At 52.4% G+C, this 25,904-nt stretch carries 28 protein-coding genes, 1 tRNA gene and 1 pseudogene; 9 read left to right on the forward strand and 21 right to left on the reverse strand.

Annotated features, from left to right (window positions below; translation table 11 throughout):
* Window positions 1–39: 39 nt before the first annotated feature.
* Window positions 40–303 (reverse strand): YdgH/BhsA/McbA-like domain containing protein, encoded by a 264-nt coding sequence (locus tag NA197_RS05790; RefSeq protein WP_001027081.1) that lies wholly within the window; start codon window positions 301–303, stop codon window positions 40–42.
* Between the two features lie 25 nt (window positions 304–328).
* The gene (locus tag NA197_RS05795; RefSeq protein ID WP_064043146.1) at window positions 329–952 is read right to left on the reverse strand and encodes an FMN-dependent NADH-azoreductase; all 624 of its coding nucleotides are present in this window, start codon (window positions 950–952) and stop codon (window positions 329–331) included.
* 100 nt (window positions 953–1,052) lie between these two features.
* On the opposite strand from NA197_RS05795, the gene NA197_RS05800 reads away from it, so the two are divergent.
* Window positions 1,053–1,967: a LysR family transcriptional regulator gene (locus NA197_RS05800; RefSeq protein ID WP_023233786.1), complete on the forward strand. Its 915-nt coding sequence runs from the start codon at window positions 1,053–1,055 to the stop codon at window positions 1,965–1,967.
* 264 nt (window positions 1,968–2,231) lie between these two features.
* On the opposite strand, the pseudogene NA197_RS05805 reads toward NA197_RS05800, so the two are convergent.
* From NA197_RS05805 to NA197_RS05815, 3 genes and pseudogenes are all read right to left on the reverse strand, one after another.
* Window positions 2,232–2,459 (reverse strand): annotated as a pseudogene (locus tag NA197_RS05805) (Arm DNA-binding domain-containing protein); the annotation flags it as partial.
* A 159-nt stretch (window positions 2,460–2,618) separates the two neighbouring features.
* Window positions 2,619–2,694 (reverse strand) — tRNA-Phe (locus NA197_RS05810).
* 105 nt (window positions 2,695–2,799) lie between these two features.
* A complete protein-coding gene (locus NA197_RS05815) occupies window positions 2,800–3,507 on the reverse strand; it encodes a DUF554 domain-containing protein (protein ID WP_000234466.1) in 708 nt (235 codons plus the stop codon).
* Window positions 3,508–3,932: 425 nt separating this feature from the next.
* On the opposite strand from NA197_RS05815, the gene NA197_RS05820 reads away from it, so the two are divergent.
* The gene (locus NA197_RS05820; RefSeq protein ID WP_064043145.1) at window positions 3,933–6,068 is read left to right on the forward strand and encodes an ornithine decarboxylase; all 2,136 of its coding nucleotides are present in this window, start codon (window positions 3,933–3,935) and stop codon (window positions 6,066–6,068) included.
* A 61-nt stretch (window positions 6,069–6,129) separates the two neighbouring features.
* On the opposite strand, the gene NA197_RS05825 is transcribed toward NA197_RS05820, so the two are convergent.
* The 4 genes from NA197_RS05825 to mutY form a co-directional block, all read right to left on the reverse strand.
* Window positions 6,130–7,386 carry a nucleoside permease gene (locus NA197_RS05825; RefSeq protein ID WP_001049804.1) on the reverse strand — a complete coding sequence of 419 codons (1,257 nt, stop codon included), beginning with the start codon at window positions 7,384–7,386 and terminating at the stop codon, window positions 6,130–6,132.
* Window positions 7,387–7,602: 216 nt separating this feature from the next.
* Window positions 7,603–8,688 (reverse strand): membrane-bound lytic murein transglycosylase MltC, encoded by a 1,086-nt coding sequence (mltC, locus tag NA197_RS05830; protein WP_000976289.1) that lies wholly within the window; start codon window positions 8,686–8,688, stop codon window positions 7,603–7,605.
* 112 nt (window positions 8,689–8,800) lie between these two features.
* Window positions 8,801–9,076: an oxidative damage protection protein gene (locus tag NA197_RS05835; RefSeq protein WP_000091706.1), complete on the reverse strand. Its 276-nt coding sequence runs from the start codon at window positions 9,074–9,076 to the stop codon at window positions 8,801–8,803.
* A 27-nt stretch (window positions 9,077–9,103) separates the two neighbouring features.
* The gene (gene mutY / locus NA197_RS05840; protein ID WP_001148957.1) at window positions 9,104–10,156 is read right to left on the reverse strand and encodes an A/G-specific adenine glycosylase; all 1,053 of its coding nucleotides are present in this window, start codon (window positions 10,154–10,156) and stop codon (window positions 9,104–9,106) included.
* A 154-nt stretch (window positions 10,157–10,310) separates the two neighbouring features.
* Here mutY and trmB point away from each other — a divergent pair, with 154 nt between their 5' ends.
* The 5 genes from trmB to NA197_RS05865 all read left to right on the forward strand — a co-directional run bounded on the left by trmB (window position 10,311) and on the right by NA197_RS05865 (window position 14,500).
* Window positions 10,311–11,030, forward strand: coding sequence for a tRNA (guanosine(46)-N7)-methyltransferase TrmB (trmB, locus tag NA197_RS05845; RefSeq protein WP_000786890.1), 720 nt, complete (start codon window positions 10,311–10,313; stop codon window positions 11,028–11,030).
* A complete protein-coding gene (locus NA197_RS05850) occupies window positions 11,030–11,356 on the forward strand; it encodes a YggL family protein (protein WP_001107559.1) in 327 nt (108 codons plus the stop codon). The genes trmB and NA197_RS05850 overlap by 1 nt, the downstream gene beginning before the upstream one ends.
* A 49-nt stretch (window positions 11,357–11,405) precedes the next feature.
* Window positions 11,406–12,125, forward strand: coding sequence for a DUF2884 domain-containing protein (locus NA197_RS05855; RefSeq protein WP_000984827.1), 720 nt, complete (start codon window positions 11,406–11,408; stop codon window positions 12,123–12,125).
* 188 nt (window positions 12,126–12,313) lie between these two features.
* Entirely contained in the window at window positions 12,314–13,360 is a 1,047-nt protein-coding gene (gene ansB / locus NA197_RS05860; RefSeq protein WP_000394189.1) for an L-asparaginase 2, read from the forward strand.
* 132 nt (window positions 13,361–13,492) lie between these two features.
* Window positions 13,493–14,500 (forward strand): DUF1202 family protein, encoded by a 1,008-nt coding sequence (locus NA197_RS05865; RefSeq protein ID WP_052931751.1) that lies wholly within the window; start codon window positions 13,493–13,495, stop codon window positions 14,498–14,500.
* A gap of 90 nt (window positions 14,501–14,590) precedes the next feature.
* Here the strand turns inward: NA197_RS05865 and hemW are convergent, their stop codons facing one another.
* From hemW to NA197_RS05890, 5 genes are read right to left on the reverse strand one after another with little or no spacing between them, the layout of a single operon-like run.
* On the reverse strand, window positions 14,591–15,727 hold the full coding sequence (gene hemW, locus NA197_RS05870) for a radical SAM family heme chaperone HemW (protein WP_064043143.1): 1,137 nt from the start codon (window positions 15,725–15,727) through the stop codon (window positions 14,591–14,593).
* A complete protein-coding gene (locus NA197_RS05875) occupies window positions 15,720–16,313 on the reverse strand; it encodes an XTP/dITP diphosphatase (protein WP_001174769.1) in 594 nt (197 codons plus the stop codon). Before NA197_RS05875 ends, hemW begins: the two co-directional genes overlap by 8 nt.
* Window positions 16,314–16,320: 7 nt before the next feature.
* The gene (gene yggU, locus NA197_RS05880; protein ID WP_001277205.1) at window positions 16,321–16,611 is read right to left on the reverse strand and encodes a DUF167 family protein YggU; all 291 of its coding nucleotides are present in this window, start codon (window positions 16,609–16,611) and stop codon (window positions 16,321–16,323) included.
* Window positions 16,608–17,174, reverse strand: coding sequence for a YggT family protein (locus tag NA197_RS05885; RefSeq protein ID WP_001094848.1), 567 nt, complete (start codon window positions 17,172–17,174; stop codon window positions 16,608–16,610). The genes yggU and NA197_RS05885 overlap by 4 nt, the downstream gene beginning before the upstream one ends.
* An 18-nt stretch (window positions 17,175–17,192) precedes the next feature.
* On the reverse strand, window positions 17,193–17,897 hold the full coding sequence (locus tag NA197_RS05890; RefSeq protein ID WP_000997812.1) for a YggS family pyridoxal phosphate-dependent enzyme: 705 nt from the start codon (window positions 17,895–17,897) through the stop codon (window positions 17,193–17,195).
* Between the two features lie 17 nt (window positions 17,898–17,914).
* Here NA197_RS05890 and NA197_RS05895 point away from each other — a divergent pair, with 17 nt between their 5' ends.
* Complete coding sequence (locus tag NA197_RS05895) at window positions 17,915–18,895, forward strand: type IV pilus twitching motility protein PilT (RefSeq protein ID WP_064043142.1); 981 nt, start codon at window positions 17,915–17,917, stop codon at window positions 18,893–18,895.
* 131 nt (window positions 18,896–19,026) lie between these two features.
* Complete coding sequence (locus tag NA197_RS05900) at window positions 19,027–19,713, forward strand: IclR family transcriptional regulator domain-containing protein (RefSeq protein ID WP_000098325.1); 687 nt, start codon at window positions 19,027–19,029, stop codon at window positions 19,711–19,713.
* 46 nt (window positions 19,714–19,759) lie between these two features.
* Here NA197_RS05900 and ruvX read toward each other — a convergent pair whose 3' ends face one another.
* The 7 genes from ruvX to galP form a co-directional block, all read right to left on the reverse strand.
* Window positions 19,760–20,176, reverse strand: coding sequence for a Holliday junction resolvase RuvX (gene ruvX, locus NA197_RS05905; protein WP_001285491.1), 417 nt, complete (start codon window positions 20,174–20,176; stop codon window positions 19,760–19,762).
* Entirely contained in the window at window positions 20,176–20,739 is a 564-nt protein-coding gene (locus NA197_RS05910; protein WP_001053171.1) for a YqgE/AlgH family protein, read from the reverse strand. Before NA197_RS05910 ends, ruvX begins: the two co-directional genes overlap by 1 nt.
* Window positions 20,740–20,954: 215 nt before the next feature.
* Complete coding sequence (gshB, locus tag NA197_RS05915; RefSeq protein ID WP_000593248.1) at window positions 20,955–21,902, reverse strand: glutathione synthase; 948 nt, start codon at window positions 21,900–21,902, stop codon at window positions 20,955–20,957.
* A 19-nt stretch (window positions 21,903–21,921) separates the two neighbouring features.
* Window positions 21,922–22,653, reverse strand: a complete 732-nt coding sequence (gene rsmE / locus NA197_RS05920) for a 16S rRNA (uracil(1498)-N(3))-methyltransferase (protein ID WP_001222488.1) — start codon at window positions 22,651–22,653, stop codon at window positions 21,922–21,924.
* A gap of 76 nt (window positions 22,654–22,729) precedes the next feature.
* Complete coding sequence (gene endA, locus NA197_RS05925) at window positions 22,730–23,437, reverse strand: deoxyribonuclease I (RefSeq protein WP_001650639.1); 708 nt, start codon at window positions 23,435–23,437, stop codon at window positions 22,730–22,732.
* A gap of 94 nt (window positions 23,438–23,531) precedes the next feature.
* A complete protein-coding gene (locus NA197_RS05930) occupies window positions 23,532–24,029 on the reverse strand; it encodes a SprT family zinc-dependent metalloprotease (protein WP_064043141.1) in 498 nt (165 codons plus the stop codon).
* 78 nt (window positions 24,030–24,107) lie between these two features.
* The gene (galP, locus tag NA197_RS05935) at window positions 24,108–25,502 is read right to left on the reverse strand and encodes a galactose/proton symporter (RefSeq protein ID WP_001113171.1); all 1,395 of its coding nucleotides are present in this window, start codon (window positions 25,500–25,502) and stop codon (window positions 24,108–24,110) included.
* Between the last annotated feature and the right edge of the window lie 402 nt (window positions 25,503–25,904).

The following is a 25,904-nucleotide window of genomic DNA, read 5'->3' on the forward strand; positions in this document are numbered from 1 at the left end:
CGTGTCCTGGATAATAATTACGATTGATTGTAATTGTGATTATTTATAAAGAATAGCGGTGGCGTGTGATTGATTATCGATATGAAATGAAGTGATTCGATAATAATGAGCACCTGACGCTTCAGTTTTATTCTGAAGGAGTTGTATGATGCTTTCAGGATTTGTATTTATGGATGATACACTAACATGAGCAACTTCTTTCATGTCTGTTTCTGGATGACTAATTTCTGTTGCAGCAATGGATGTCTGCCCAAATAAAGAGAGTAAGAAAAAAGAGGTGACAATTTTTTTACTGATATTCATAAGAATTCCTTTCATATTAATAAACCTATCGATTAAAAGCATGAGCCAGCATATAGGGAATTTGCGCCAGCGAGTTTTTTTCTGCCAGAGATCTGCCTGGTACGGTTTTATCCACTCCTTCGGTGGGCAATATATGGACGTTAGTGATCCCCATCAAATTTAACGTTGACCGCAGATAGCTTTCCTGATGATCTAATTCCCGATGCCTGGTATCTGAATAAATTCCACCACGCGTGGAGACAATAAATGCTGGCCTGTCGGTCAGTAATCCCGTTGCACCCGCAGAGGTAAAACGAAATGTCAGACCAGCCTGGCAAACCTGATCTATCCAGGTTTTCAGACCCGAGGAGACAGAGTGGTTAATCATTGGTGCACCTATTACTAATATATCGCAGAGGCTCAACTCCGCGATCGCGTTTCTGATACCCTCCACTTCACTTTGCGTTTGTGCGTCTGTAGACATTAACTTTCCCCCAAGCACCAGAAATGTCTCTTCGCGTAAGTGGGGTGGCGGTGTCCGTCCGAGATCGCGGTATGTCACGCTGGCATTCGGAAAGCGCTGGCAGATAGCTTTTGTCAGCGCCAGGCTCAGCTTTCGTGAGCTGGAGTTGCAGAGCATAGGGCTGCTGTCAATGTGGAGGATCTTCATGGTGTTCGTCTCATTTAAAACGTGTGGCTAGTTTAACCGTTCTTAAAATGGTGTTTAAATAGACGAAATTGAACTTCATTGTTGCGATAAAAGAACAATCATGATTGACTGGAATGATTACTGGTATTTTGCCCTGATTGCAGAAGAAGGAAGCTACAGCCGGGCGGCAATACGTGCGCAAGTGTCCAAATCGGTGCTAAGTCGACGGATGTCGGCATTAGAGGAACAGCTTGGTGTACATCTGATTCAGCGGACAACCCGACGCCTTGCGCTGACCAAAGTCGGCGAGCAATTTGCGCAGGAGTGTCAGGCGCTGGTAAATCAAAGTGAGCGAGCCCGCGCTGTTGTTCAGGCGGTACAGGAGTATCCACAGGGGACATTACGGATCAGTGCCCCGGTATTCATGGCAGAAACGTGGCTGGGAGCACTCATCAACGAATTTATTGCCCGTTGGCCGCTGGCAAATGTGCAACTCCTTGCTGTCAATCGCCCGGTGGATATGATTGCAGAAGGTATTGATATTGCGCTATCAGTAAGTTCAGGGGCATTGCCTGATTCTTCATTGCACTACAAAAAAATCAATACGCTATACGATATTCTGGTTGCCAGCCCCCAGTGGGTCGAGCAACATCCTGATTTAAAGACCATTGGAGATCTTCACAGGGCTCCGGCAATGGTGAGACTGGCCGACGGTCGTATGCAATCGTGGCATTTAATCAATGGGAGTCAGGAAATCACCCTGTCACTTTCCCCCCGTTTGTATTCCAATAATCTGCGGGTTCTGTTACAGGCAGTCGCTGGCGGCAATGGTGTGGCTTTGTTACCGTTTCCGGCCTGCAAGGAAGAATTGCAAAACGGGGGACTGGTACAACTTTTCCCCGAGTGGTCTGGCCAGCCAAGACAGATTTATGCACTATTCCCAGCGAACAAAGGAATGCCCGCAGTTGCACGCTATTTTATGGACGAGTTAACCATGCGGCAGGAGAAACTAAATTCAGGACATCAAAAAGGTTAATTCACAGCGGCAGGAAACTGTCGCCGTGTTGATGTAACAAATGACCAGACATGACTGTGGCAGATAATCCCGGCTTAGACATTCTGCAATCAGTTCATAAGTCTTAAATATACGCTATGTTGCCGGGCATAAATATAGGGCGCAACGTCCCCATCGCGGCTCACGTCCAGATAATCTGACCAACACTGCATCATCTCCATACGCGCCTCCATGTACATACGCCGCCCGCACGCCGTTGCGCTCCTTGACGCTCACTGGCATCAGAGAAGGGCAGATACCCGATACCAGCAGCTTACGCGCGGCATCGTGCTTTTCGCGGGCTTTTGCCAGCGTAACCTGCGGATAGGGGCCGAAAGTCAGACGATTTTCTTTACCGCCGAAGCGATAGCGGAAATACCATAGCTTAGAGCCGTCAGGTACAGAATTTGTGAATCGGTGATTTTTGTAGGGTTTTTCGAGGGGCGCGGCGCAGATCTTGCTATCAGTTAATATGAGGGTCTCTTCGTTCATCGAACTGAATGAACCCTTAATCTGACCCACAATTTTCCGGATATGTAGGGATAAATCAAAACGCACCTGAAAAGATTTCCACGCTAACTCATTGAATTAAAAACACAAGGGGATTTATCAGGAAGCATAAAAAAAGAAAGGTGGTGCCCGGACTCGGAATCGAACCAAGGACACGGGGATTTTCAATCCCCTGCTCTACCGACTGAGCTATCCGGGCAACGAGGCGCATTAAACCGTAATCGCCTCGCTTCGTCAACGAAATTTCTTCAAATCAACGTAGACTGCACAATCTATCACCACTTTGTTGTTATTGCACGCAGAATCAGGCAAAAAACATCGCCCATGCGGCGGAGATCGGCATCGCCAGCAACAGCGCCGGAAGCATATTCACTACCGGAAACATTTTGATTCCACATACACGCAAGCCGGTTGCCACCAGCAGCAGTCCGCCCACAGCGCTAAAGTCGCCCATCATTGCCGGCGTGGTCAGCGGAAGAATGAGAGTGGCGCAGGCGGCAAGCGTTAACTGGATAATCAACATCGGTGCGCAAATCGCCGAAACGGCGATGCCAAGCGAACAGGCGAAAATAATGGCAGTGAAAAAATCCAGAAAAGATTTAGCGATCAAAATGTTTGGATCGCCGGTCATCCCTTCATGCATCGCGCCGAAAATACCGGTGCCGCTGGCGCAAAAAAGTACAATGATAGCGACGTAACTTTGAATAAATGAGTCGTGTGTTGGCTTCTTACCCGATGCCATAAATAATTGTTGGATTTTCGCAACTGCGCCATTAATGCCTTTTTCCAGCAAACAAAACTCGCCGATAAGCGCGCCGACCAGCGTCGCCAGCACCATCACCGGAAGATTAGCGCACTTCATCACCAGCAGAATGCCAATTCCCAGAGAGCACAGACCAAAAATAGACGTCATTGAGACGCGAATCCGTTCTGGCAGACGCTGACTTAACAGCGCGCCAATAACGCCGCCGAATAAAATTGCGCCAGCGTTAATAAAAGGTCCAATTACCACAATGACTCCTGTTATTTGTCTTTCAAATTGCCTTATTATCACGCGATTAAGCTGTTAATAGCTTGATTATCTGTGACGTATAGAGCGCTGATTTTACCTTGCGCCGTCTGGTGAAAGGTGCCATGATTGCGCGAAATTTCTCCTGCCAGCATGGGGCTCGCCGGGATGAACATAGCGCCTTTATATTGTCTTCACTGTCGCCTGACTGCGCGAGGTTTGCCCCTTTCTTTCCTTTTTTTTGTCATCCCCGCTATGCGGTGAGGGCAGCGCACGCTCACTGCAGGACAACAGTAAAATCAGAAACAGTCTGTTTTTACTGATGTCTGGCGGTCGGAGCTGGTATCCAGTTTGACCCGGCATCTCGTTGGGCAAGGCATCGGGCCTTGTCCGGGGTTACTCTACTCCCGAAACGGGTATTTGCGCTTATGAAATCAATGAATATTGCCGCCAGCGGTGAACTCATCCCCCGTCTATCCACCCACCGAAACGTAGTGGCGCTGGACAGTACCGACTTTACCGATGTGGCCGCAGTCGTCATTACCACTGCCGACAGCCGTAGCGGTATTCTGGCGTTGCTTAAACGCACCGGTTTTCACCTGCCGGTGTTTATGCTTGCGGATGAACCCGTCAGCGCGCCTGTCGGCGTTACGGCGGTAATAGTCGGGAACGCGCAGGAATGGCTGGAGTTGGAAAACGCCGCCAGTCGCTACGAAGCGGAACTTCTGCCGCCCTTTTATGACACCCTGACCCAATATGTCGACATGGGGAATAGTACCTTTGCTTGTCCGGGGCACCAGCATGGCGAGTTTTTTAGAAAACATCCCGCAGGCCGCCATTTTTATGACTTTTTTGGTGAAAACCTGTTTCGTGCGGATATGTGTAACGCCGATGTGAAACTTGGCGATCTGCTAATACATGAAGGTTCTGCCAAACACGCGCAGAAATTTGCGGCAAAAGTGTTTAATGCGGATAAAACCTACTTTGTGCTGAATGGAACTTCGGCGGCGAATAAAGTGGTCACCAACGCCCTGCTGACGCGCGGCGATCTGGTGCTGTTTGATCGTAATAATCACAAATCCAACCACCACGGCGCCCTGATTCAGGCCGGGGCGACGCCAGTCTATCTTGAAGCGGCGCGTAACCCGTTTGGTTTTATCGGTGGCATTGATGCGCACTGTTTTGATGAAACGTACCTGCGCGACCAGATTCGTGACGTGATGCCGGAAAGCGCCGATGCGCTGCGTCCGTTCCGCCTGGCGATCATTCAACTGGGTACCTATGACGGCACTATTTACAACGCCCGTCAGGTGGTGGATAAAATCGGGCATCTCTGCGATTACATTCTGTTTGACTCCGCGTGGGTAGGCTATGAGCAGTTTATCAATATGATGGCGGATACCTCGCCGTTGCGGCTGGAGCTTAATGAAAACGACCCTGGGATCTTTGTGACCCAATCGGTACATAAGCAACAGGCGGGGTTCTCACAAACCTCGCAGATCCACAAAAAAGATAACCATATTCGCGGCCAGGCGCGTTTTTGCCCGCACAAACGCCTGAACAACGCCTTCATGTTGCACGCCTCGACCAGTCCGTTCTACCCGCTGTTTGCGGCGCTGGATATCAATGCCAAAATCCACGAAGGGGAGAGCGGTCGCCGCCTGTGGGCGGAGTGCGTTGCGCTGGGTATTGACGCGCGTAAAGCCATTCTCGCCCGTTGCAAACTGCTTCAGCCCTTTATCCCACTGGTGGTTGACGGCAAGCCGTGGCAGGCATATCCGACGGAGACCATTGCCAGCAATCGTCGTTTCTTCAGTTTTGAGCCCGGGGCGAAATGGCATGGCTTTGAGGGCTATGCGGATGACCAGTATTTTGTCGACCCCTGTAAACTGTTACTGACCACGCCAGGTATTGATGCCGATAGTGGGCGATACACCGAATTCGGCATCCCGGCGACCATTCTCGCCCACTATCTGCGTGAGAACGGTATTGTGCCTGAGAAGTGCGATCTCAACTCGATTCTGTTCTTGCTGACACCCGCCGAGAGCGAAGAGAAACTGGCGCGGCTGGTCGCGATGCTGGCGCAATTTGAACGGCACATTGAAGACGATACGCCGCTTGCGGATGTATTGCCGACGGTTTTTCAGAAATACCCGGTGCGCTACCGCGATTACACCCTGCGTGAGCTATGTCAGGAGATGCACAACCTGTACGTTAGCTTTGACGTTAAGGATCTGCAAAAAGCGATGTTCCGCAAAGAAAGCCTGCCGCATGTGGCGATGAACCCACAGGACGCCAACAGCGCCTTTATTCGCGGCGATGTAGAGCTGGTGCGTATCAGCGAGGCGGACGGGCGTATTGCTGCCGAGGGGGCATTGCCATACCCGCCGGGCGTACTGTGCGTGGTGCCGGGGGAGATTTGGGGCGGCGCGGCGCAGCGTTATTTTTTGGCGCTGGAAGAGGGCATCAATCTGTTGCCCGGTTTTTCGCCGGAATTGCAGGGAGTGTATAGCGAGACCGATGCCGATGGAATTCAACGCTTGTATGGATATGTTTTAAAGTAACGTTGCCTGCAGGCCGGATAAGGCATTTACGCCTTATCCGGCCTGCGAAACAGGGCAAGGATTAATGTGCAACGGGTTGCGAACTTGCCGGAACGCGAACGTGTTTGTATTTGAACAAGGCTACGAACGCAAAGGCCAGCACCAGCGAGTAGCCTGCGAAGATGAGCCACACGGTCTGCCAGTCGGTAATGCCGTTTTGAGTGTAATACTCCACCACTTTACCGCTCACAATGCCGCCAAGGATACAGCCGAAGCCATTGGTCATCATCAGGAACATCCCCTGCGCGCTGGCGCGGATTTCCGGGCGTACTTCTTTTTCGACAAACACCGAGCCAGAAATATTGAAGAAGTCGAAGGCGCAGCCGTACACAATCATCGACAATACCAGCAGAACGGTACCGAACGGCGTCGGGTCGCCATAAGCGAACAGGCCGAAACGCAGCATCCACGCCACAATACTGATAAGCATAACGTTCTTAATACCATAACGGCTCAGGAAGAACGGAATGGTCAGGATGAATAACGTTTCAGAAATCTGCGAAATCGACATCATCACCGAGGCGTGCTGCACGATAAAGCTACTGGCGAATAGCGGATCTTTATCAAAGCTATGCAGGAAGGTGTTGCCAAACATGTTGGTGATCTGCAGTTCCGCGCCCAGCATCATGGAGAAGATGAAGAAAATCGCCATCCGCTTATTTTTAAACAGCGCAAAAGCGTCAAGGCCCAGCATTGATGTCCAGCTCTGGTTTTTCTGTTGGTTCGCCACCGGAATGTGCGGCAGGGTAAAGGTAAACAGTACCAGCAGAACGGAAAGCGTCGCGCCGATATAAAGCTGCATATGGCTCAGCTCGAAACCGGAGAAACTCACGCCCCACATCGCCAGAATAAAGCCAATGGTGCCCCAGATACGGATAGGCGGAAAGTCAGTCACAATATCCATGCCGGCAGACTGCAGGCGGTAATACGATATAGTATTGATCAAGCCCAACGTCGGCATATAGGCCAACGAGTTAAGCAGGATCACAAAGAACATCGCCCCAGGCGTAGTGACTTCCGCGGCCATGAATAGCGTGATGGCGCCGACGACATGACACAGGGCATAGACCCATTTCGCGCTCAGCCATTTGTCAGCCACAATGCCTAACAAGGTCGGCATAAAGACGGCGGCAATCCCCAGTGAACTATAAACTGCGCCAATAGATGCGCCGTCAAATTTTAAGGTGACGAACATATACGAGCCCAGGGTAGTGAGCCAGCTTCCCCACAGACAGAACTGCAGAAAAGAGAGTATTTTAAGCTGCAGCTTAAGATTCATGTTAATTTCCTCACACCTGAGAGCGGATGAATGTTTTAAAAGGCACATTTGCCGTTGTGATTTGGTGTGATTCTATCAATGAGAGGCGGGCTTTTTTTGTTACCTGTGACAAATATTTGCAAACAATTTCTGATTGCAAAGCAAAAGGGTGACGGAGTTAACACTTTTGCCTTTCCCGCCTCTGTCATTTGCCAGCCAGAGGCGGGATGCGATGGTTTATCGGCGGCGATACGATCGCTGGGCGGAATTCACCTTATACAGATAGCGGCGCGACTCCGCAGATGGATGTCGGGTGGTTAATATCTGGTACACATCCCCCGGTGACATGCGGTTAATCATATTCGCGGCCTGAATCTTATCGTTCGAGAATACGCGTAATACACTGCCTGCGCCGCCATTGTAGGCGGTAATGACCGCATAGCGCCGCGACGTCGGATTCTCAATACCGCTCAGATAGACATTATTCAACATCGCCAGATACGCTGTGCCGGTATCGATATTGCTGGCGGGGTCGAACAGGAAGTTACGGCTTGGCGTGCCGGACTTACCCTGAGAACGGAAAACATCTTTCCCGGCGCTGTGTTGCACCACCTGCATCAGGCCCAGCGCATCCGCATGGCTGACCGCATACGGGTTAAACGAGGACTCCGTTTGCATAATCGCCAGAATCAGCGACTCGTCAACGCCGTATTTACGGGAGGCCTGGCGTACCATGCCAATGTATTTATGCGCGCGTTTATCAAGGTGGTTCGGCACCAGATTAATGGTGACGCTGTAAATAATACGCAGGCCGTTACTGCGGCTTTTGAGCCGCGTTTTCAGCAAGTAATCCGCGAATGTCGTGGCGCGGCCTTCCCAGCGAATAGGCTGGCCGGTATTGTCGAGGACCTGACCATACAGAAAGGGTTCTTTAGAAATTTTTATGTCATCGACATCGGAGTAAAGATCGACGGAGGTTGGGTCGTCACCCATGAGCAACGTTTTAATAATGGCCCGGCGCAGATGTGCGGTAGGTTCCGTCCCGGCGATGGTTTCAACGGTAATGGTCCCATCATCAAAGTTGATGTGGCTACGGGTCTGGAACTGATCGGTATATTTGACGTAGTCTTTCGGCCCGGCGATCAGGACTTCCTTATATCCCCACAGATTTTCAATATTGTTGGCAAATTGCCCCATCAAAATATCAAAGCCGTTGGTATCCTTGACCCAGGCTTCATTATACGTCTCGCCTTTTTTGGTCGAACTGGAGCAGGAGATGAGCAACGGCGCAATAACAGCAAGCGCGAGTAATTTTTTCATCATTCCGGGAGTGCATGTTGTGTTGTCGTTATGCCATGTTGCCGGGCAGCGGCGCTAAGGGCTTATCCGGCATAACTCACAGGCCGAATAAGCGCAGCCTCATTCAGCAACGGGCCTATTTTTTATCTTCCGGCGTATAACCTTCGATATGAACGTCTTTGCCTTCGAACAGGAAGCTCACCATCTCCTGTTCCAGCAGCTTACGGTGCTCGGCGTTCATCATGTTGAGCTTTTTCTCGTTAATCAACATGGTCTGCTTATGCTGCCACTGCGCCCACGCGTCCTTAGAGATCTCGTTATAGATACGTTTTCCCAGTTCGCCAGGGTAGAGCTGAAAATCTTGCCCTTCAGCGTCGCGTTGCAGGTAAGTACAAAAAATCGTTCTGCTCATAAGTCATCCTCTTCATCGACCGGGGCGTTAAACTGGCGCTCCGGTACGTAACTGCTGTAACAAGCGCTCCACGGGGGCCGCCAGTCCGACTGACGGCGGTTGCGCTAAGTTATACCAGAGCGCGCTGCCTTCATCCATGCAGGCGTCCAGTGACGACACGGGAAGCCACATAGGCACAATATCCAGGTGGAAATGGCTAAATGTGTGGCGAAACGCGTTAAGCTGGGTCAAATTATCAGCGTTAACATGCCGTTGCGCCAGCCATTCACGTAATTCAGCTTCGCTGGCGAACTGCGGAAAGCAGTAGAGTCCGCCCCATAAACCGCTGGGAGGGCGCTGCGCCAGGAAAATCTCCTGATTATGCTGTAACAATAAAAAGTAACCCGTCCGCTCCGGCAACGTCTGTTTCGGTTTCTTGCCCGGATAGCGTGACCAGCTTTCATGCGCAGCGGCGATACAACCGTTTTGCAGCGGACACAGGGTGCACTTTGGCTTTGAACGCGTACAAACCATCGCGCCCAGATCCATCATCGCCTGATTAAAACGCTCCACGCCGCGTGCGGGCGTCACTTGCTCGCTCAGCGTCCACAGCGTATTCTCCACCTCTTTTTTTCCAGGCCAGCCGCTAACAGCATAACAGCGAGCCAGCACACGTTTAACGTTTCCATCAAGAATCGGATAATGTTTACCTAACGCGAGGGAGAGAATCGCGCCGGCGGTTGAACGCCCGACGCCGGGGAGCGCGGCGATTTCGGCAAAAGTTTGCGGGAATTCTCCACCGTGAAGCGTCGCCACCTGTTGCGCCGCTTTATGCAAATTACGCGCGCGGGCGTAATAGCCGAGCCCGGTCCATAAATGGAGTACTTCATCCAGCGGCGCATTCGCTAAATCCGTCACTGTGGGAAAGCGCGCCATAAATCGCTCAAAGTAAGGAATCACCGTCGTCACCTGCGTTTGTTGCAACATGACTTCCGAGAGCCATACTTTGTAAGGCGTCTTGTTAATTTGCCAGGGCAGCGTTTTCCGCCCGTATTTGTCGTACCAGTCCAGAACCTGGGCTGAAAATTGAGACGCTTGCATGGAAACTCATTCATTATTGCCGGGGGCAAGATTGCAGCACAGAGGCCGCAGGGTGTAAACCGGAACTTTCCGCAGTGCGCTTCATGCTTGCATCCGGCAACTAACTTTGGATAATGCCCGTTTTCAGAACTCAAACACAGCAGACTACACTTTTATGAAAAACGACGTCATTTCACCGGAATTTGATGAAAACGGTCGCCCGCTGCGCCGTATTCGTAGTTTTGTTCGTCGCCAGGGGCGACTGACAAAGGGGCAAGAGCACGCGCTGGAAAACTACTGGCCGGTGATGGGCGTCGAGTTCAGCGAAGCGCCGGTAGATTTCGCCACGTTGTTTGGTCGCGAAGCGCCGGTGACGCTGGAGATTGGTTTTGGCATGGGGGCGTCTCTCGTGGCGATGGCGAAAGCGCGCCCGGAGCAGAATTTCCTCGGCATTGAAGTGCATTCACCCGGTGTCGGCGCGTGTCTGGCGTCCGCTCATGAAGAGGGCGTTGAAAACCTGCGCGTCATGTGCCACGACGCGGTAGAAGTGTTGCATAAAATGATTCCTGACAATTCTTTATCGATGGTTCAGCTCTTTTTCCCTGACCCGTGGCATAAAGCGCGTCATAATAAACGCCGTATCGTTCAGGTGCCGTTTGCTGAACTGGTATTGAGCAAGCTGAAATTGGGCGGCGTTTTCCATATGGCGACCGACTGGGAAGCGTATGCGGAACACATGCTTGAAGTCATGTCTTCTATCGACGGGTACAAAAATCTGTCAGAGAGCAATGATTATGTACCGCGCCCGGAATCGCGCCCGGTAACGAAATTTGAACAACGTGGCCATCGTCTTGGTCATGGCGTATGGGACTTAATGTTCGAGAGGGTGAAATAATGGCAAAGAACCGTAGTCGTCGTCTGCGTAAAAAAATGCACATTGACGAATTCCAGGAATTAGGATTTTCGGTGGCATGGCGTTTTCCGGAAGGTACATCTGAAGAGCAGATCGATAAGACTGTTGATGACTTTATTAATGACGTTATTGAGCCTAATAAACTGGCGTTTGACGGCAGCGGCTACCTGGCCTGGGAAGGGCTGATTTGTATGCAGGAAATCGGTAAATGTACCGAAGAACATCAGGCGATTGTGCGTAAGTGGCTGGAAGCGCGCAACCTTGAAGAAGTCCGAACCAGCGAACTTTTCGACGTTTGGTGGGACTAATAAGTACAGGGTCGGCAAATGCCGGCCCGCTTTGTCTTGAGGGAAAGTTATGATGCGCAAAACGCTGCTGGCGGCAGTGCTAACGTTTACGGCGATGGCCGCTCATGCAGATTACAAATGCAGCGTCACGCCGCGTGACGATGTGATCCTGAGTCCACAAACGGTGCAGGTGAAAGGTGAAAACGGCAACCTGGTGATCACGCCGGACGGCAATGTGATGTACAACGGTAAGCAGTACACCCTTAGCGCCGCGCAGCGCGAGCAGGCGAAAGATTACCAGGCGGAACTGCGAAGCGCGCTGCCGTGGATTGATGAGGGCGCCCGATCGCGCGTCGAAAAAGGCCGCGTGGCGCTGGATAAAATCATCGCTAAAGAGGTGGGCGAAAGCAGCAACATGCGTAGCCGTCTGACGAAGCTTGATGCGCAATTAAAAGCGCAAATGAACCGCATTATCGAACATCGTACGGACGGCCTGACGTTCCACTATAAGGCTATCGACCAGGTGCGTGCCGACGGTCAGCAGTTGGTGAATCAGGCGATGGGCGGTATTTTGCAGGACAGCATTAACGAAATGGGCGCCAAAGCAGTGCTTAAAGGCGGCGGCAATCCTTTACAGGGTGTGATGGGCAGCCTCGGTGGTTTGCAAACCGCTATCCAGAACGAATGGAAAAATCAGGAGAAAGATTTCCAGCAGTTTGGCAAAGATGTCTGTAGCCGCGTAGTGACCTTAGAAGATAGCCGCAAAGCGCTGGTTGGCAGCCTGAAGTAATCTTTCCTTTTTAAACAATGGCGTAGATCGTATCTGCGCCTTTTTATTCTGTTTTTTCCTGCATTTTGTTATCCATCTCTAAAAAATACTCTCTGTTGGATATATATCGCTGGTTAATCGTATGACATCACATTATTCGTCTGCAATATAGAGATAATGCGACCAGTTGACATAACTGGAGATATAACATGGAGTTTTTCAGGAAAACGGCATTAGCTGCTCTGGTAATGGGTTTCAGCGGCGCAGCGTTCGCTTTACCGAATATCACCATCTTAGCGACCGGCGGAACGATCGCTGGCGGCGGTGATTCAGCAACAAAATCAAATTATACGGCAGGTAAAGTCGGCGTCGAAAATCTGGTGGATGCCGTTCCTCAATTGAAGGACATTGCGGTAGTGAAAGGCGAGCAGGTCGTTAACATTGGCTCGCAGGATATGAACGATGAAGTCTGGCTCACGCTGGCGAAAAAAATCAATACCGAGTGCGACAGCACCGACGGTTTCGTGATCACCCACGGTACTGATACGATGGAAGAAACCGCTTATTTCCTCGATCTGACCGTGAAATGCAATAAACCGGTGGTACTGGTCGGCGCGATGCGTCCCTCCACGTCAATGAGCGCAGATGGCCCGTTCAACCTCTATAATGCGGTAGTAACAGCGGCTGATAAACAGTCTGCCAACCGCGGCGTGCTGGTGGTAATGAATGATACCGTCATGGACGGACGCGACGTCACTAAGACCAATACGACTGACGTGGCGACGTTTAAAGCGGTTAACTACGGCCCGCTGGGTTATATCCACAACGGTAAAATTGACTACCAGCGTACGCCAGAGCGTAAACATACCACCTCCACCCCGTTCGACGTGTCGAAGCTGACCGCGTTGCCGAAAGTCGGTATCGTTTATAACTATGCGAATGCGTCCGATCTGCCGGCAAAAGCGCTGGTAGACGCGGGTTATGACGGGATCGTGAGCGCAGGCGTGGGTAACGGCAACCTGTATAAAACGGTCTTTGATACCCTGGCGACCGCCGCGCACAACGGTACGGTAGTGGTGCGTTCTTCACGTGTGCCGACTGGCGCAACCACGCAGGATGCGGAAGTTGACGATGCAAAATACGGCTTTGTCGCTTCCGGCACGCTGAACCCGCAAAAAGCGCGTGTCTTACTGCAACTGGCGTTAACCCAGACTAAAGATCCAAAACAGATCCAGACGATGTTCAATCAGTATTAAAGATAATGCCCCGGTCGGAAGGCCGGGGCCATCTTTGGAAGACCTCTCGCACAACCAAAACTATTATCTTGCTAATTATCATCCTGGTTATGATAATTGTGGGCGTCATGTCTCTGGACGGGAGGTCCACAAGTGGTTCGACAATGGATTGCTGGCGCAGCGCTGTTTGCCCTGATTTCAGGCTATAGTTGGGCAGAGGTTGCTCAACCCTCCGATAACATCTTAAAAGAACAGTTTAGTAAGCAGTACCACGGCATACTTAAACTGGATTCCATTACCTTAAAAAATCTTGATTCGACGGGCAATCAGGCCACCTGGTCTGCCGAAGGGGATATTTCTTCCCGTGAAGATATGTATACCGGCGTTGGTATGGCGGCAGATTATTATTTTGTTGAAAAAACCTGGACCAAAGATCATCCCGTTAAATTTTCTGCCATGTTAACCAGCAAAGGGACGCCAGCCTCTGGCTGGACGGTGAGCTATTACTCATTACAAATGGCAGCCAGCGATCAGGGCCGGGCTATTGACGACATTAAAACGAATGATAAATACCTGATCGTCAACAGTGATGACTTTAACTATCGGTTTGGCAACATTGAAGCCTCCTGGCGTGCGCAGAAAGCGTCGATCCCCGGTCTTGAAGAACAACTCTCTGCCCTGGATAAGAAAATAGCGGTAGCTAAAAAAGAAGCGGACGCATATTGGGGAAAAGGCGCTGATGGGAAACCGTTGACCCGCGCCGAGGCGTTTAAAAAGACGTTAAAAGAGCGCGATGATTATGTAAAAGCCAACGATAGCAGCGTATATGCCGAGAAATACGAAAAAGAGGTCTATCAACCGGCATTAGACGCGTGCCGTAAGCAGAGTGAGCCGTGCAATGAAGCGGCTATTCAGCAGAAAAGAGATTTAGACATACACGAGCAACGGCGGCAGGTATTTTTGAAATCAGAAGAGCTGCGTCGAAAAGCGCAGAATGACTGGATATCGTTAGAGAAAGGACAATATCCGCTGAATATAGCGGTACAGAAACTTCAGATGCAACAGAGTGATATCCGCATGAAAATCACGGATATTAATGACGGTTACGAGCGCTGGAAAAAAGATACCGACGATTTGCGTCGTAAAGGCGTTATTAAATAATGCGCTTGCCAGCGGCGCATTAACCGCCACAGGTCGGTAAGCGTCGCGCCATCAGGTATTTTACCCGCTGGCGCGACAGGCTTATCCTTGTTATTCCGCGAGAAACAACTCAAGAAGAGAGTTTAAAAACAGTTTACCGTGCCGGGTAATCTGCCAGTATTGCTCGCATTCGGTCAGGTAGCCCTGGGCAATAGCCTCGTCGATTGGCTGACGAATAACCGCTTCCGTAAGCCCGGTATAGTCGACAAATTCGGCGCGAGGCGCGCGCTCCAGCAACCGAAAACGGTTCATAAAGAACTCAAAGGGTTTATCGTCATCACTCACGTCACGCTGGCTTTCCAGGTAACGTCCCTGCATATAACCGCGTGGGTGACGGGTTTTGGTGGTGCGCAGGATCCTGCCGCCCGGGAAGGTGACTTTACCGTGGGCGCCGCAGCCAATACCCAGATAGTCGCCAAAGCGCCAGTAGTTCAGATTATGCTGGCACTGATAACCGGGTTTGGCATAGGCCGACGTTTCGTATTGCTGATAGCCAGCGGCGGTTAATAACTGGTGGCCCTGCTCAAAGATATCCCACAGAGCGTCATCGTCCGGTAAAACCGGCGGACGCGAACCGAACAGAGTGTTGGGTTCAATCGTCAATTGATACCATGAGAGATGCGGCGGATTAAGCGCAATCGCCTGTCGCAAATCATTCAGCGCCTCTTCCAGCGTTTGATCCGGCAATCCATGCATCAAGTCGAGGTTAAAGCTGCGTAGTCCAAGCCCATTTGCCAGTCTTGCTGCCCGCATCGCCTCTTGTGGACCGTGAATACGGCCAAGACGTTTCAGCTTAGGCTCACTAAAGCTCTGTACGCCAATGGAGATCCGGTTTACGCCGGCGCGCTGATAGTCGATGAAGCGGTCGGCTTCGACCGTGCCGGGGTTCGCTTCCATAGTAATTTCCGCATCCGCCGCCAGGTTCAGGCGCGTGCGCACGCCGTCCAGCAGCGTTTGCATCGCCGGCCCGGAAAGCAGGCTTGGCGTACCGCCGCCAATAAAGATGGTCTTTACTTCACGCCCTTGCGCCCAGGCGACGTCGGCATCCAGATCGCTTAACAGATGCTGGACGTAGTCGTCATGCGGCACCTCGCCCTTCAACGCATGGGAATTGAAGTCGCAATATGGACATTTTTGTACACACCAGGGAATATGAATATAAAGACTGAGCGGCGGTAGTTTAGCCATTGCGTAACGCATCCAGCAGCAGCTTGAGCGCTTGTCCACGGTGGGAAATCGCGCTTTTTTCTTCACGGGTCAGTTCTGCGGCGGTTTTGCCTTCAGACGGTACGAAGAAAATGGGATCATAGCCAAATCCGCCATTTCCGGCCGCCTGGCGAGTAATGACGCCAGGCCAGCTACCGTGACAGACTATCGGTGTGGGATCTTCGGCATGACGCAAATAAACCAGTACACAATGGAATCGCGCCTGGCGTTTGTCGTCCGGAACATCTCGTAGAGTATGCAGCAGTTTTTCCAGATTTTGCTGATCTGTCGCGTTTTCGCCAGAATAGCGCGCGGAATAGATACCCGGCGCGCCGCCTAAAACGTCAACGGCCAGACCGGAGTCATCGGCAATGGCGGGCAGACCGGTCATTTTGGCGGCATGGCGCGCTTTGAGAATCGCGTTTTCAATAAACGTCAGGCCGGTTTCTTCCGCGGAATCGACGCCCAGTTCCGTTTGCGCTACCACATCAAGCCCAAAATCGCTTAACAGCGACGCGAGCTCGCGCACTTTACCGGCATTGCCGGTTGCGAGAACAACTTTTTGCATGGAATACCTACTCAGTTAACGCCGCAATTTCCGGCGGGATCTGTTGCGGGTGAATAATTTTTACCTGTTTGTGACGGCCCAGCTCGCCTTTTTCGATGACGATCTGACTTTTCGCCACGCGAAACTGTTTACCAAGAAACTTGGTCAGATGGCTGTTTGCCTGACCATCAACCGGCGGGGCGGTAATGGCGACTTTCACCTCGTCGCCATGTAAGCCCACAATACTGTCGCGGCTGGCTTTCGGCTGAATATAAAGCCGTAACACCAGACCGTCTTCGCAGCGAGTCACAGCACTCATAACGCCATCCACAGCCCCGGCAGCAACATGTTGCCTGTCGCTTGTAAGACTTCAGCAATCCCCATATTAACGACATACAGCAGCAGTACCAGAACCATCGGCGAGAAGTCGATGCCGCCCATCGCAGGCAGTATACGGCGAATCGGGCTGAGCAGCGGCTCGGCAAGCTGAATCAATACATATTCAATCGGGCTACGACCCTGGCTCACCCAGCTCATGATAGCCATGACCAGCAACACCCAGAAGATCAGCAGGCCGATTGTTTTAAGCAAGATAAGCACCGCGGCAATCCAGATAATCGCCTGAAACGTAATTACCTTAAACAGCACTATCGCCTTAATCACGCTAAGAATAAACGCCACCAGCAGGGAAGCGCTGTCAATCGGCCCCATTGGCGGGATAATACGACGCAGCGGTCCGATGATGGGCTGCGTAATTTTCACCACGAACTGGGAAAAAGGGTTGTAAAAGTCACAGCGGGCCCACTGCATCCACACGCGCAATAATAGCACCATGGTATACAGCTCAATTACCGTTGAGAGCAGGAAGGTCAACGTATTCATGGCGTTCCTCAGTTTTCCTTAATTTTTTGTGTAATCACGAGCACCAAAGATAGCGGTGCCGATGCGCACCATTGTGCTACCTGCCGCAATCGCGGCTTCCATATCGTCGCTCATACCCAGAGATAGGGTATCAACGTCAGGGTAGCGCGCTTTCAGCCCGGCAAATGCTACAGCCATTTGACGTGCGACTTCAAACTGCCTTACATAATCTGACTCTGGCGCCGGGATCGCCATCAGTCCGCGAAGCCGCAGACGCGGCAGTGTAGCCACCGCCGCGGCCAGCTCATCCAGTTCCGCCAGCGGAATGCCTGATTTGCTGTTTTCATCGCTGATATTAATTTGGATCAGAACATTTAGCGCCGGCAGATTATCCGGGCGCTGTTCGCTCAGCCGCGAGGCGATACGCAGGCGATCGATGGTATGACACCAGTCAAAATGCTCGGCCACCAGCCGACTTTTGTTGGACTGTAAAGGGCCAATAAAGTGCCAGTGCAGGCCTTCCACTTTCGCTTCCTGAAAGTGGCGGATTTTTTCCACCCCCTCTTGTACATAATTTTCACCAAATGCCCGTTGTCCGGCGGCAATGGCTTCTGCGATGTCGCTCGCAGGTTTGGTTTTACTCACTGCAAGCAACGTAACTTCTTCTGAAGAGCGGCCACAACGTGTCGCCGCGGCGGAGATTTTGTCCCGGATGTATGCCAGGTTATGCGCGATATCGTTCATTTTCCGAGGATGTTTATATGAATATGGAAGAAATTGTGACGCTTAGTGTAAAGCATAACGTCTCGGATCTACACCTGTGTAACGCCTGGCCTGCGCGATGGCGCAAACAAGGACGCATGGAGAACGCGCCTTTTACCGCGCCTGATGTCGACAGGCTTCTGCTTGATTGGCTTAATGACGCGCAACAATATCAGTGGCGAAAGCACGGCCAGCTTGATTTCGCCGTCTCGCTGTCTGGCACGCGGCGCTTGCGCGCCAGTGCGTTCAAACATCAACAGGGAACGTCGCTGGCGCTACGGCTATTGCCCGAGCGTTGTCCTGATCTGGCGGAAATCCAGACGCCGCCGATAGTACCCGCACTGCTTGCCAGCGAGAACGGACTGATTCTGGTCACTGGCGCCACTGGCTGCGGGAAATCCACTACGCTGGCGGCGATGGTGGGACATCTTAATCAACATGCCGATAAACACATCCTGACGCTGGAAGATCCTATTGAGTACCGTTACACCAGCAAGCGTTGCCTGATACAGCAGCGGGAAATCGGCCAGCATTGCGCCACTTTTGCCGCCGGGCTGCGCGCGGCGTTGCGTGAAGATCCCGATGTCATTTTACTGGGAGAGCTGCGTGACAGCGAGACCATTCGCCTGGCGCTGACGGCGGCGGAAACGGGGCATCTGGTACTGGCAACCCTGCATACTCGTGGCGCGGCGCAGGCGGTGGAAAGATTAGTGGATAGTTTTCCGGCGCAGGAAAAAGAACCGGTACGCAGTCAACTGGCGGGTAGTCTGCGCGCTGTACTATCGCAAAAACTGGAGGTCGACAGACAAGATGGGCGCGTGGCGTTGTTTGAATTACTGATTAATACGCCAGCCACAGGGAATTTGATCCGTGAAGGCAAACTCCATCAGTTGGCCCACGTGATACAAACCGGGCAGCAGCAGGGGATGATGACATTCGCCCAGAGCGCGCAATGGCGTCAGGCGCAGGGACGACTGTAGCGAAGATGGCGGCGTAGGGGCGTTGTAAAGTGTTGGCTGGCGCGGTGGATTGAACGGCATGCAGGCTTGTATCCTGGCGAACCGGCGTTAAAATCGCAGCTTTGTTAAAACCACAGCGAAGCCATTTAACGATGTCATCACAACCGAATCAAAGCCTGATAGATGGCATTCGCTGTCTGCAATATCTGGTCTCCAGCGACCGTGCTATCGGATGTCGCGAGCTTGCCCGGCTGATGGATATTAATACCACGCGCGTTAATCGCCTGTTAATGACGATGGCCTCTATTGGACTCACGATGCAGGATGAGCACCGACGCTATTTACCCGGGCCAGGCATTCATGCTTTGGCGGCGCAGGCGATTCGCGGTTCAGCGCTGTTCTCCCATGCGTTGCCTATCCTTGAACGACATGCGCCCAAAGACATCGTGGTGGCATTAGGCGTGCTATGGGAAGACCAGATTATCTATATTTATCACTCTACGCCGGGTTCGCAGGGAAGTCAGGCGTTGGCGGGGTTTCGTATGTGCCCGGCCTGGCAGTCGGTAACAGGAGTGGCGTTACTGGCGGCAGAAAGCGACGAGGCGCTAATGCAGCGTTTTACTCCGGAGCAGTGGCGCAATCTGGCGCCGCATGTGGCGCAGCAGCGCCAGCGGGGATACGTGCTGTGGCATCACGCTGATGGTGAAGTTTCTATGGCGCAACCGCTAGGCAAGCACGCCGCAGCGCTGGCCTTTGCGGGAATGTGGCGGATTGATGAGGCGGAGGCGGCTGCGCGTTTACAGGCGTTGAAGGCATTAAACCAGCTTATTGCCCAGTAAGCCTGGCAACCATGACCGCGTTATCCGCCTGCTGACAAAAACGGCTTTAATACCCCTGTTCAAAATAGCTTTCGAGGATAATCACGGCGGAGGCCGAGTCCACTTTGCCTTTGTTCAGCGCGCGATACCCACCTCGTTCAAACAGACCGGAGCGTGCTTCAACGGTGCTGAGTCGTTCATCGTGCAGCGTGACAGTTACCCCGAAGCGCCCATGAATACGGTTGGCGAATTTACGTGCGCGCGCCGTCAGCGGTTGTTCAGTGCCATCCATGTTGAGCGGTAGCCCGACAATAATTTCGTCCGGCTGCCACTCTTTCAGCAAACGTTCAATGAGCGTCCAGTCGGGCGTGCCGTCCTGTGCTTTGATTGCCGGAAGCGGACGGGCGGTGCCGGTAATGCGTTGTCCTATTGCAACGCCGATGCTTTTTGTGCCGAAGTCAAAGGCCAGTAAGGTGTCGCTCATCAGGCGTGCCCCGCAACGCCAGGCATGGTCAGAATATCAATGCCAATAAGTTTTGCCGCTTCGCGCCAGCGCTCGGCAATGGGCGTTTTGAACAAAATATTGAGATCGGCGGGCGCGGTAAGCCAGGCGTTATCAAGCAACTCTTGTTCAAGCTGGCCTTTATCCCAGGAGGCGTAGCCCAGCGCGACCAGCACATCGGAAGGCTGTTGTTGGGTACCTAACGTTTCCAGCACATCGCGGGAGGTGGTAATCACGGTATTGTCTGAGATACGAATGCTGGAGGCGAAACGTGACGGCGGAGTATGGAGAATAAATCCGCGATCTTCCGCCAGCGGGCCGCCGAGCATCACGGCTTTATCAAGACGAATTGCCGAATCGCGCGGTTCCGGCGTAATTTTTAGTTTTTCCAGAATCCCTTCAATTTGCAGATTTTCCAAAGGCTTATTAACAATAATCCCCATAGCGCCGTCCTGGTTGTGCTCGCAAATATACACCACGGAACGGCGGAAAATCGGGTCCTGGAGCGCAGGCATGGCAATAAGAAAGTGATGCTGTAAATTCATTGTCAGAGGTTCTGTTTCCTGGTTCAAAAAAACGACAGCGTTCAGTATGTGGGGAAAGCGGACGGTTGTCACTCATATAAGCCGTCTTTTGCCAAAGGACGGCGGCCTTATCGGGCAATAGACTGCCGGATGGCGATGCTGATGCGCCGCCTTATCCGACCGGGGCGGCGTGATTGCTCAGGCCCGGTAAGCGCACGCCACCGGGCAATAAACGTTTACTTCGCCAGACGCGCTTCGATGGCATCCATCAACATCCCGGTGATAGAGATCGGGTATTCCGCTTCAATTTCACGCACGCAGGTTGGGCTGGTCACGTTAATTTCCGTTAAGCGGTCGCCGATAATATCCAGACCGACGAAAATAAGCCCTTTGGCTTTAAGCGTCGGCCCAACGCGGCGGGCAATTTCCCAGTCGCTTTCGCTCAACGGACGGGGTTCGCCGCGACCACCAGCCGCCAGGTTGCCGCGGGTTTCGCCGCCCTGCGGAATACGCGCCAGGCAGTAAGGCACCGGCTCGCCGTCGACGACCAGGACGCGCTTATCGCCATCTTTGATCGCGGGCAAATAGTTCTGCGCCATGCAGTAGCGGTTGCCCAGCTCGGTCAGCGTTTCGGCAATAACGCCTATGTTAGGATCGCCTTCCTTAACGCGGAAAATGGACGCGCCGCCCATACCGTCCAGCGGTTTCATAATGATATCGCCGTGCTTTTCCCAAAACGCTTTGAGCTGCGCTTTATTGCGCGTTACCAGCGTTTCCGGCGTCAGATCGGCAAACCAGGCGGTATACAGTTTTTCATTACAGTCGCGCAGGCTTTGCGGTTTGTTGACGATCAGCGTCCCTTCCTCTTCAGCGCGTTCCAGAATATAGGTCGCATAAATAAACTCGGTATCAAACGGCGGATCTTTACGCATCAAAATGACGTCCAGATCGGCGAGTTTAATCTCCTGCTCGCTGCCGAACTCGTACCATTTATCGTAATTTTGCTCCACGCTCAACGTTCGCGTGCGGGCGCGGGCTTCGCCGTTAATCAGATAAAGGTCGGCCATCTCCATATAATGAAGTTCATAACCACGACGTTGGGCTTCCAGCAGCATAGCGAAACTGGTGTCTTTCTTGATGTTGATGTGTGCGATGGGGTCCATCACGATGCCGAGCTTGATCATTATTTTCTCCGTTAACGCTTCATCCTAAGTCGCCAAAACGCACCTGTAGCGCGGTAATGGCGGTGAGCGCGGTTGTCTCAGTACGCAGAACGCGAGGTCCTAACAGAATATCAGTAAACTGATAGCGCGCGGTCATCGCGATTTCGTCCGCCGACAGCCCGCCTTCCGGGCCGATCAGCAGTCGGACGCGTTCAACCGGCAGCGGCAGAGTGTTGATGCTGGCATGGGCGCGCGGATGAAGATTGAGCTTCAGCCCGGAATCTTGCTCGGCGCACCAGGCTTCCAGCGCCATCGGCGGGCGAATTTCCGGCACCCGGTTACGCCCGCATTGTTCGCAGGCGGCGATGGCGATCTTTTGCCACTGCTGGCGCTTTTTGTTCAGACGTTCATTATCCAGTTTAACGCCGCAGCGCTCAGAGAACAGTGGCGTAATGAGGCTTACACCCAGTTCGATCGATTTCTGGATAGTAAATTCCATTTTTTCACCGCGCGACATCACCTGGCCCAGATGGATATGCAGCGGCGATTCACGATCGTCGATTTCGCCTTTCATCACTTGCACTTCAACGCTTTTCTTACTGGCGCTAATGATTTCAGCATCGAATACCTGATTACTGCCGTCAAACAGCTGTAACGCTTGTCCCGGTCCCATGCGCAGTACACGACCAATATGGTTGGCCGCATCTTCGCATAACGAAATCTGCGTACCGGACGTCAACAATTCAGGGTGATAAATGCGGGGAATACGCATAATAAAAAAATCCGCGTCATGGCCCCGGCGTTTGGCTATCCAGGGCATGGGTTAACAATAATCCCGCTAGTGTAGGTTAGCTCTTTCGCGCCTGGCAAGCGCGTTGCACATAGGGATTATGATTACCCTGGACCTTCGCGATACGCGCATCGCGCTCGCACTCCCAGGCGGTAACGGGGTACTGCTTATCCCAGACGTTAAAAAGCTGCGTTTGTTGGCGGGAAAGTTTCAGTTGGTATTGGTCGCGCATATAAAAATAAGTGCGGGCGATTGCGCCACGGGCGCGGGCGGGCGGCTCGGCGAGCTTCGCTTTGAAATCCACTTTCATGGCGCACTGCCCGTACTGACCTTCGCCGCCGTTCCACTGGCTATACATAAAGTTGCCGCGATCGCCATTCACTTCGCCAATCGCGGGTTGCAGGTTATGCATATCGCTTTCCATTTTGCGGTAGACCGGGTCTTTAGCGCAGTTTTTTCGCCCGCCGTCCTGCCAGCACTGGCGCTGATGACCGAATTGCCAGGCGGGGACAACGTGCTCCCACTCAATGCGTCTGGCGCGATTCTCGTTTTTACGCACCTTATAGCCGCAGGACTCCAGGTCTACGACGCCTTTTTTACCCTGCCAGCGGATTTGGCACCCGCAGTAAAAGCTGCCGGGCGCGTCGGCATTGACTTTGACGCTCGCCGCTTTGGCCTGAGAAAAATTGTTAATGCCATCGGCCAATGCATGGCCTGAAAACGCTGCGGCCAGCAACGCAGCGGCAAAAGAAAAATTACGGTACATTGCACACTCCATAGCAAAACGAGCCCGCAACGTAACGAAAGTTGTGTCTGTATGCAATCAGTCCGCTCAGGAAAGTTCCCGGACGTTTCGGGAACTACCCGGCGACCAGTGGTTCGCCGCAGTGAACGCAACGATAAACCGCTTCGCCGCGTACTACCCGATTATGACGGCGGACGGTGAGTTGATGTTGCTGGCATTGGCAATGGTAGGGAAAGGTATTGCGCCGTACGGATTGCAGCGCAAATTGATGAGTACGTCTGGCCGGAACGCCCAGCACGCTTTCCATCATCCACTTCCATTCCTTGCCATGCGGAGCCTTGCGTCCGAAGTGCTTCCACACCAACAGATGCGCCAGTTCATGCGGCACGACCTCTGCTATAAAGGTGTCGATGTTTTCCAGCAGTAACACCGGGTTGAGGCGGATTTCGTAGCTCTCCAGCCAGGCGGTGCCCGCCGAGGTGCCGCGTTGCGTATACACCAGTTTCGGCTCCGGATAATGTCTATCGAGCTTGAGGTTCGCCTGGGCGAGATTTTCCCGCAGACGGCGTATCACGGCCTGCTGGATAGCGATAGGGAGACGAGGGGTTTTCATAGCGGCAGAGAATAGTGCGACGGAAGAGGGACTGCAAGAAAAACGCTTCCTCCTGTGGCAGGAGGAAGCGTGGAGGGATTAGTCGTGGGCGCCGATTTCGCGCAGTTTACGACCTTTCATCAGGTTACGTTCAATGTGTTCCAGCGAAACGTGTTTGGTTTCCGGCACCAGCCACAGGGTCAGCAGGATAAACAGCACGTTCAGGCCAGCGTAGACCCAGAAGGTGTTGGCGTTACCCAGATTGTTCAGCATGGTCAGGAACGTTGCGCCGACGATCATATTGGCGATCCAGTTGGTCGCGGTGGAGCAGGTGATGCCGAAATCGCGGCCTTTGAGCGGCTGGATTTCGGAGCACAGTACCCAAATCAGCGGACCAGCGCTCATCGCAAATCCAATGATGAACATCAGCAGCATAGCGATAGCGAAGTATTGCGCAGACGGTGAATGGATGCCGATGTGCATCATCGTACCCAGAATCCCCATACCAATCGCCATGACCAGGAAGCCCAGCGTCAGGGTCGGCTTGCGGCCCCAGCGGTCAACCAGGCCGATAGCGATGAAGGTTGCCAGCACGTTAGTCAGACCAACAATAACGGTGCCCCACATCTGCTCCGTGGTATTCGTGTACCCCGCCAGTTCGAAGATTTTCGGCGCGTAATACATGATGACGTTCATCCCGGTAAATTGCTGCATGACCTGCAACAAAATGCCAAGAAACACGGCGCGGCGGAAGTTGCTGTTCTCTTTGAACAACGCCCAACCGCTCTGTTTAACCTGCAAACTTTCGCGAATTTCATCGAGCTCACGTTTTGCTTCCGCACTGGTGTCACGCAGGCGCAACAGGACGCGTTCAGCATCATGGAAACGGCGTTTCGCCGCAAACCAGCGCGGGCTGTCCGGCAGGAAGAAGACGCCGATCAGCAGCAGAATGGCCGGGATGATGATCACGCCGAGCATCCAGCGCCATGCGCCGCTGTAGCTGAACGCGGTGTCGGACAGATAAGCGCCCAGAATCCCGATGGTGATCATGAGTTGGTACATTGAGATCATACTGCCGCGAATTTTTTCCGGCGCGATCTCGGACAGGTACAACGGTGCAGTGTAGGAAGCGACGCCGACGGCCAGACCCAGCAGCACGCGAGAAATAATCAGGACTTCAACGTTAGGCGCCGCAGCGGAGAACAGCGAACCGGCGACGAACAGGATAGCGCCGATCATCAGGCTTTTTTTACGACCCAGCTTAAAGGAGAGCCAGCCGCTGCCGACAGCGCCGACGGCCGCGCCAAACATCATGGAGCTGACCACCCATTCCTGAGTGTGTGCGGTAATCTGAAACTCGTCGGTAATGAAGGGTAAAGCACCGGCGATAACGCCGATATCCAGGCCAAAAAGTAATCCTGCCAGGGCTGCAAGAAAGCAGACAAAAAATGTCATGGCCTTGTTGGAACGCCCTTGTTTTTTATTGTCAGGCATTATGCCCTCCGGTTGGGTTAGCAATTTTATCGATGTTAAGAGTAGGTGAGTACGCCGTAAAAAGATGTGAGGCTAATCACAATGGTGTAATCGTTTACACTACTATTTATCTCGGTGATTATTTAATTATCTGAAAAATAATAGTTTTAATAATCTTATAACCCTATCAATCGCCTGGTATTCAGACAAAGCTGAAAAACTATGTAACATTTTCATCGCAGAGTTAGCATACCGACAGTGAGGTGGTCAGTTCTCAATGAAAATGAATGTAACCGCTTTCATAGCTGCTGAAACTGAATGATGAAAAGTGTAGTCGAAGAAACGAAAGGGGAGAGCGGATTGTGCTGCGCATCACAAAAAGGTCAGTATAAATACACGCTGGAACATCTGATAACGTTGCGT

Origin of the sequence: Salmonella sp. NW884 (genome assembly GCF_051700745.1) — a bacterium.
GTDB lineage: Bacteria > Pseudomonadota > Gammaproteobacteria > Enterobacterales > Enterobacteriaceae > Salmonella > Salmonella enterica.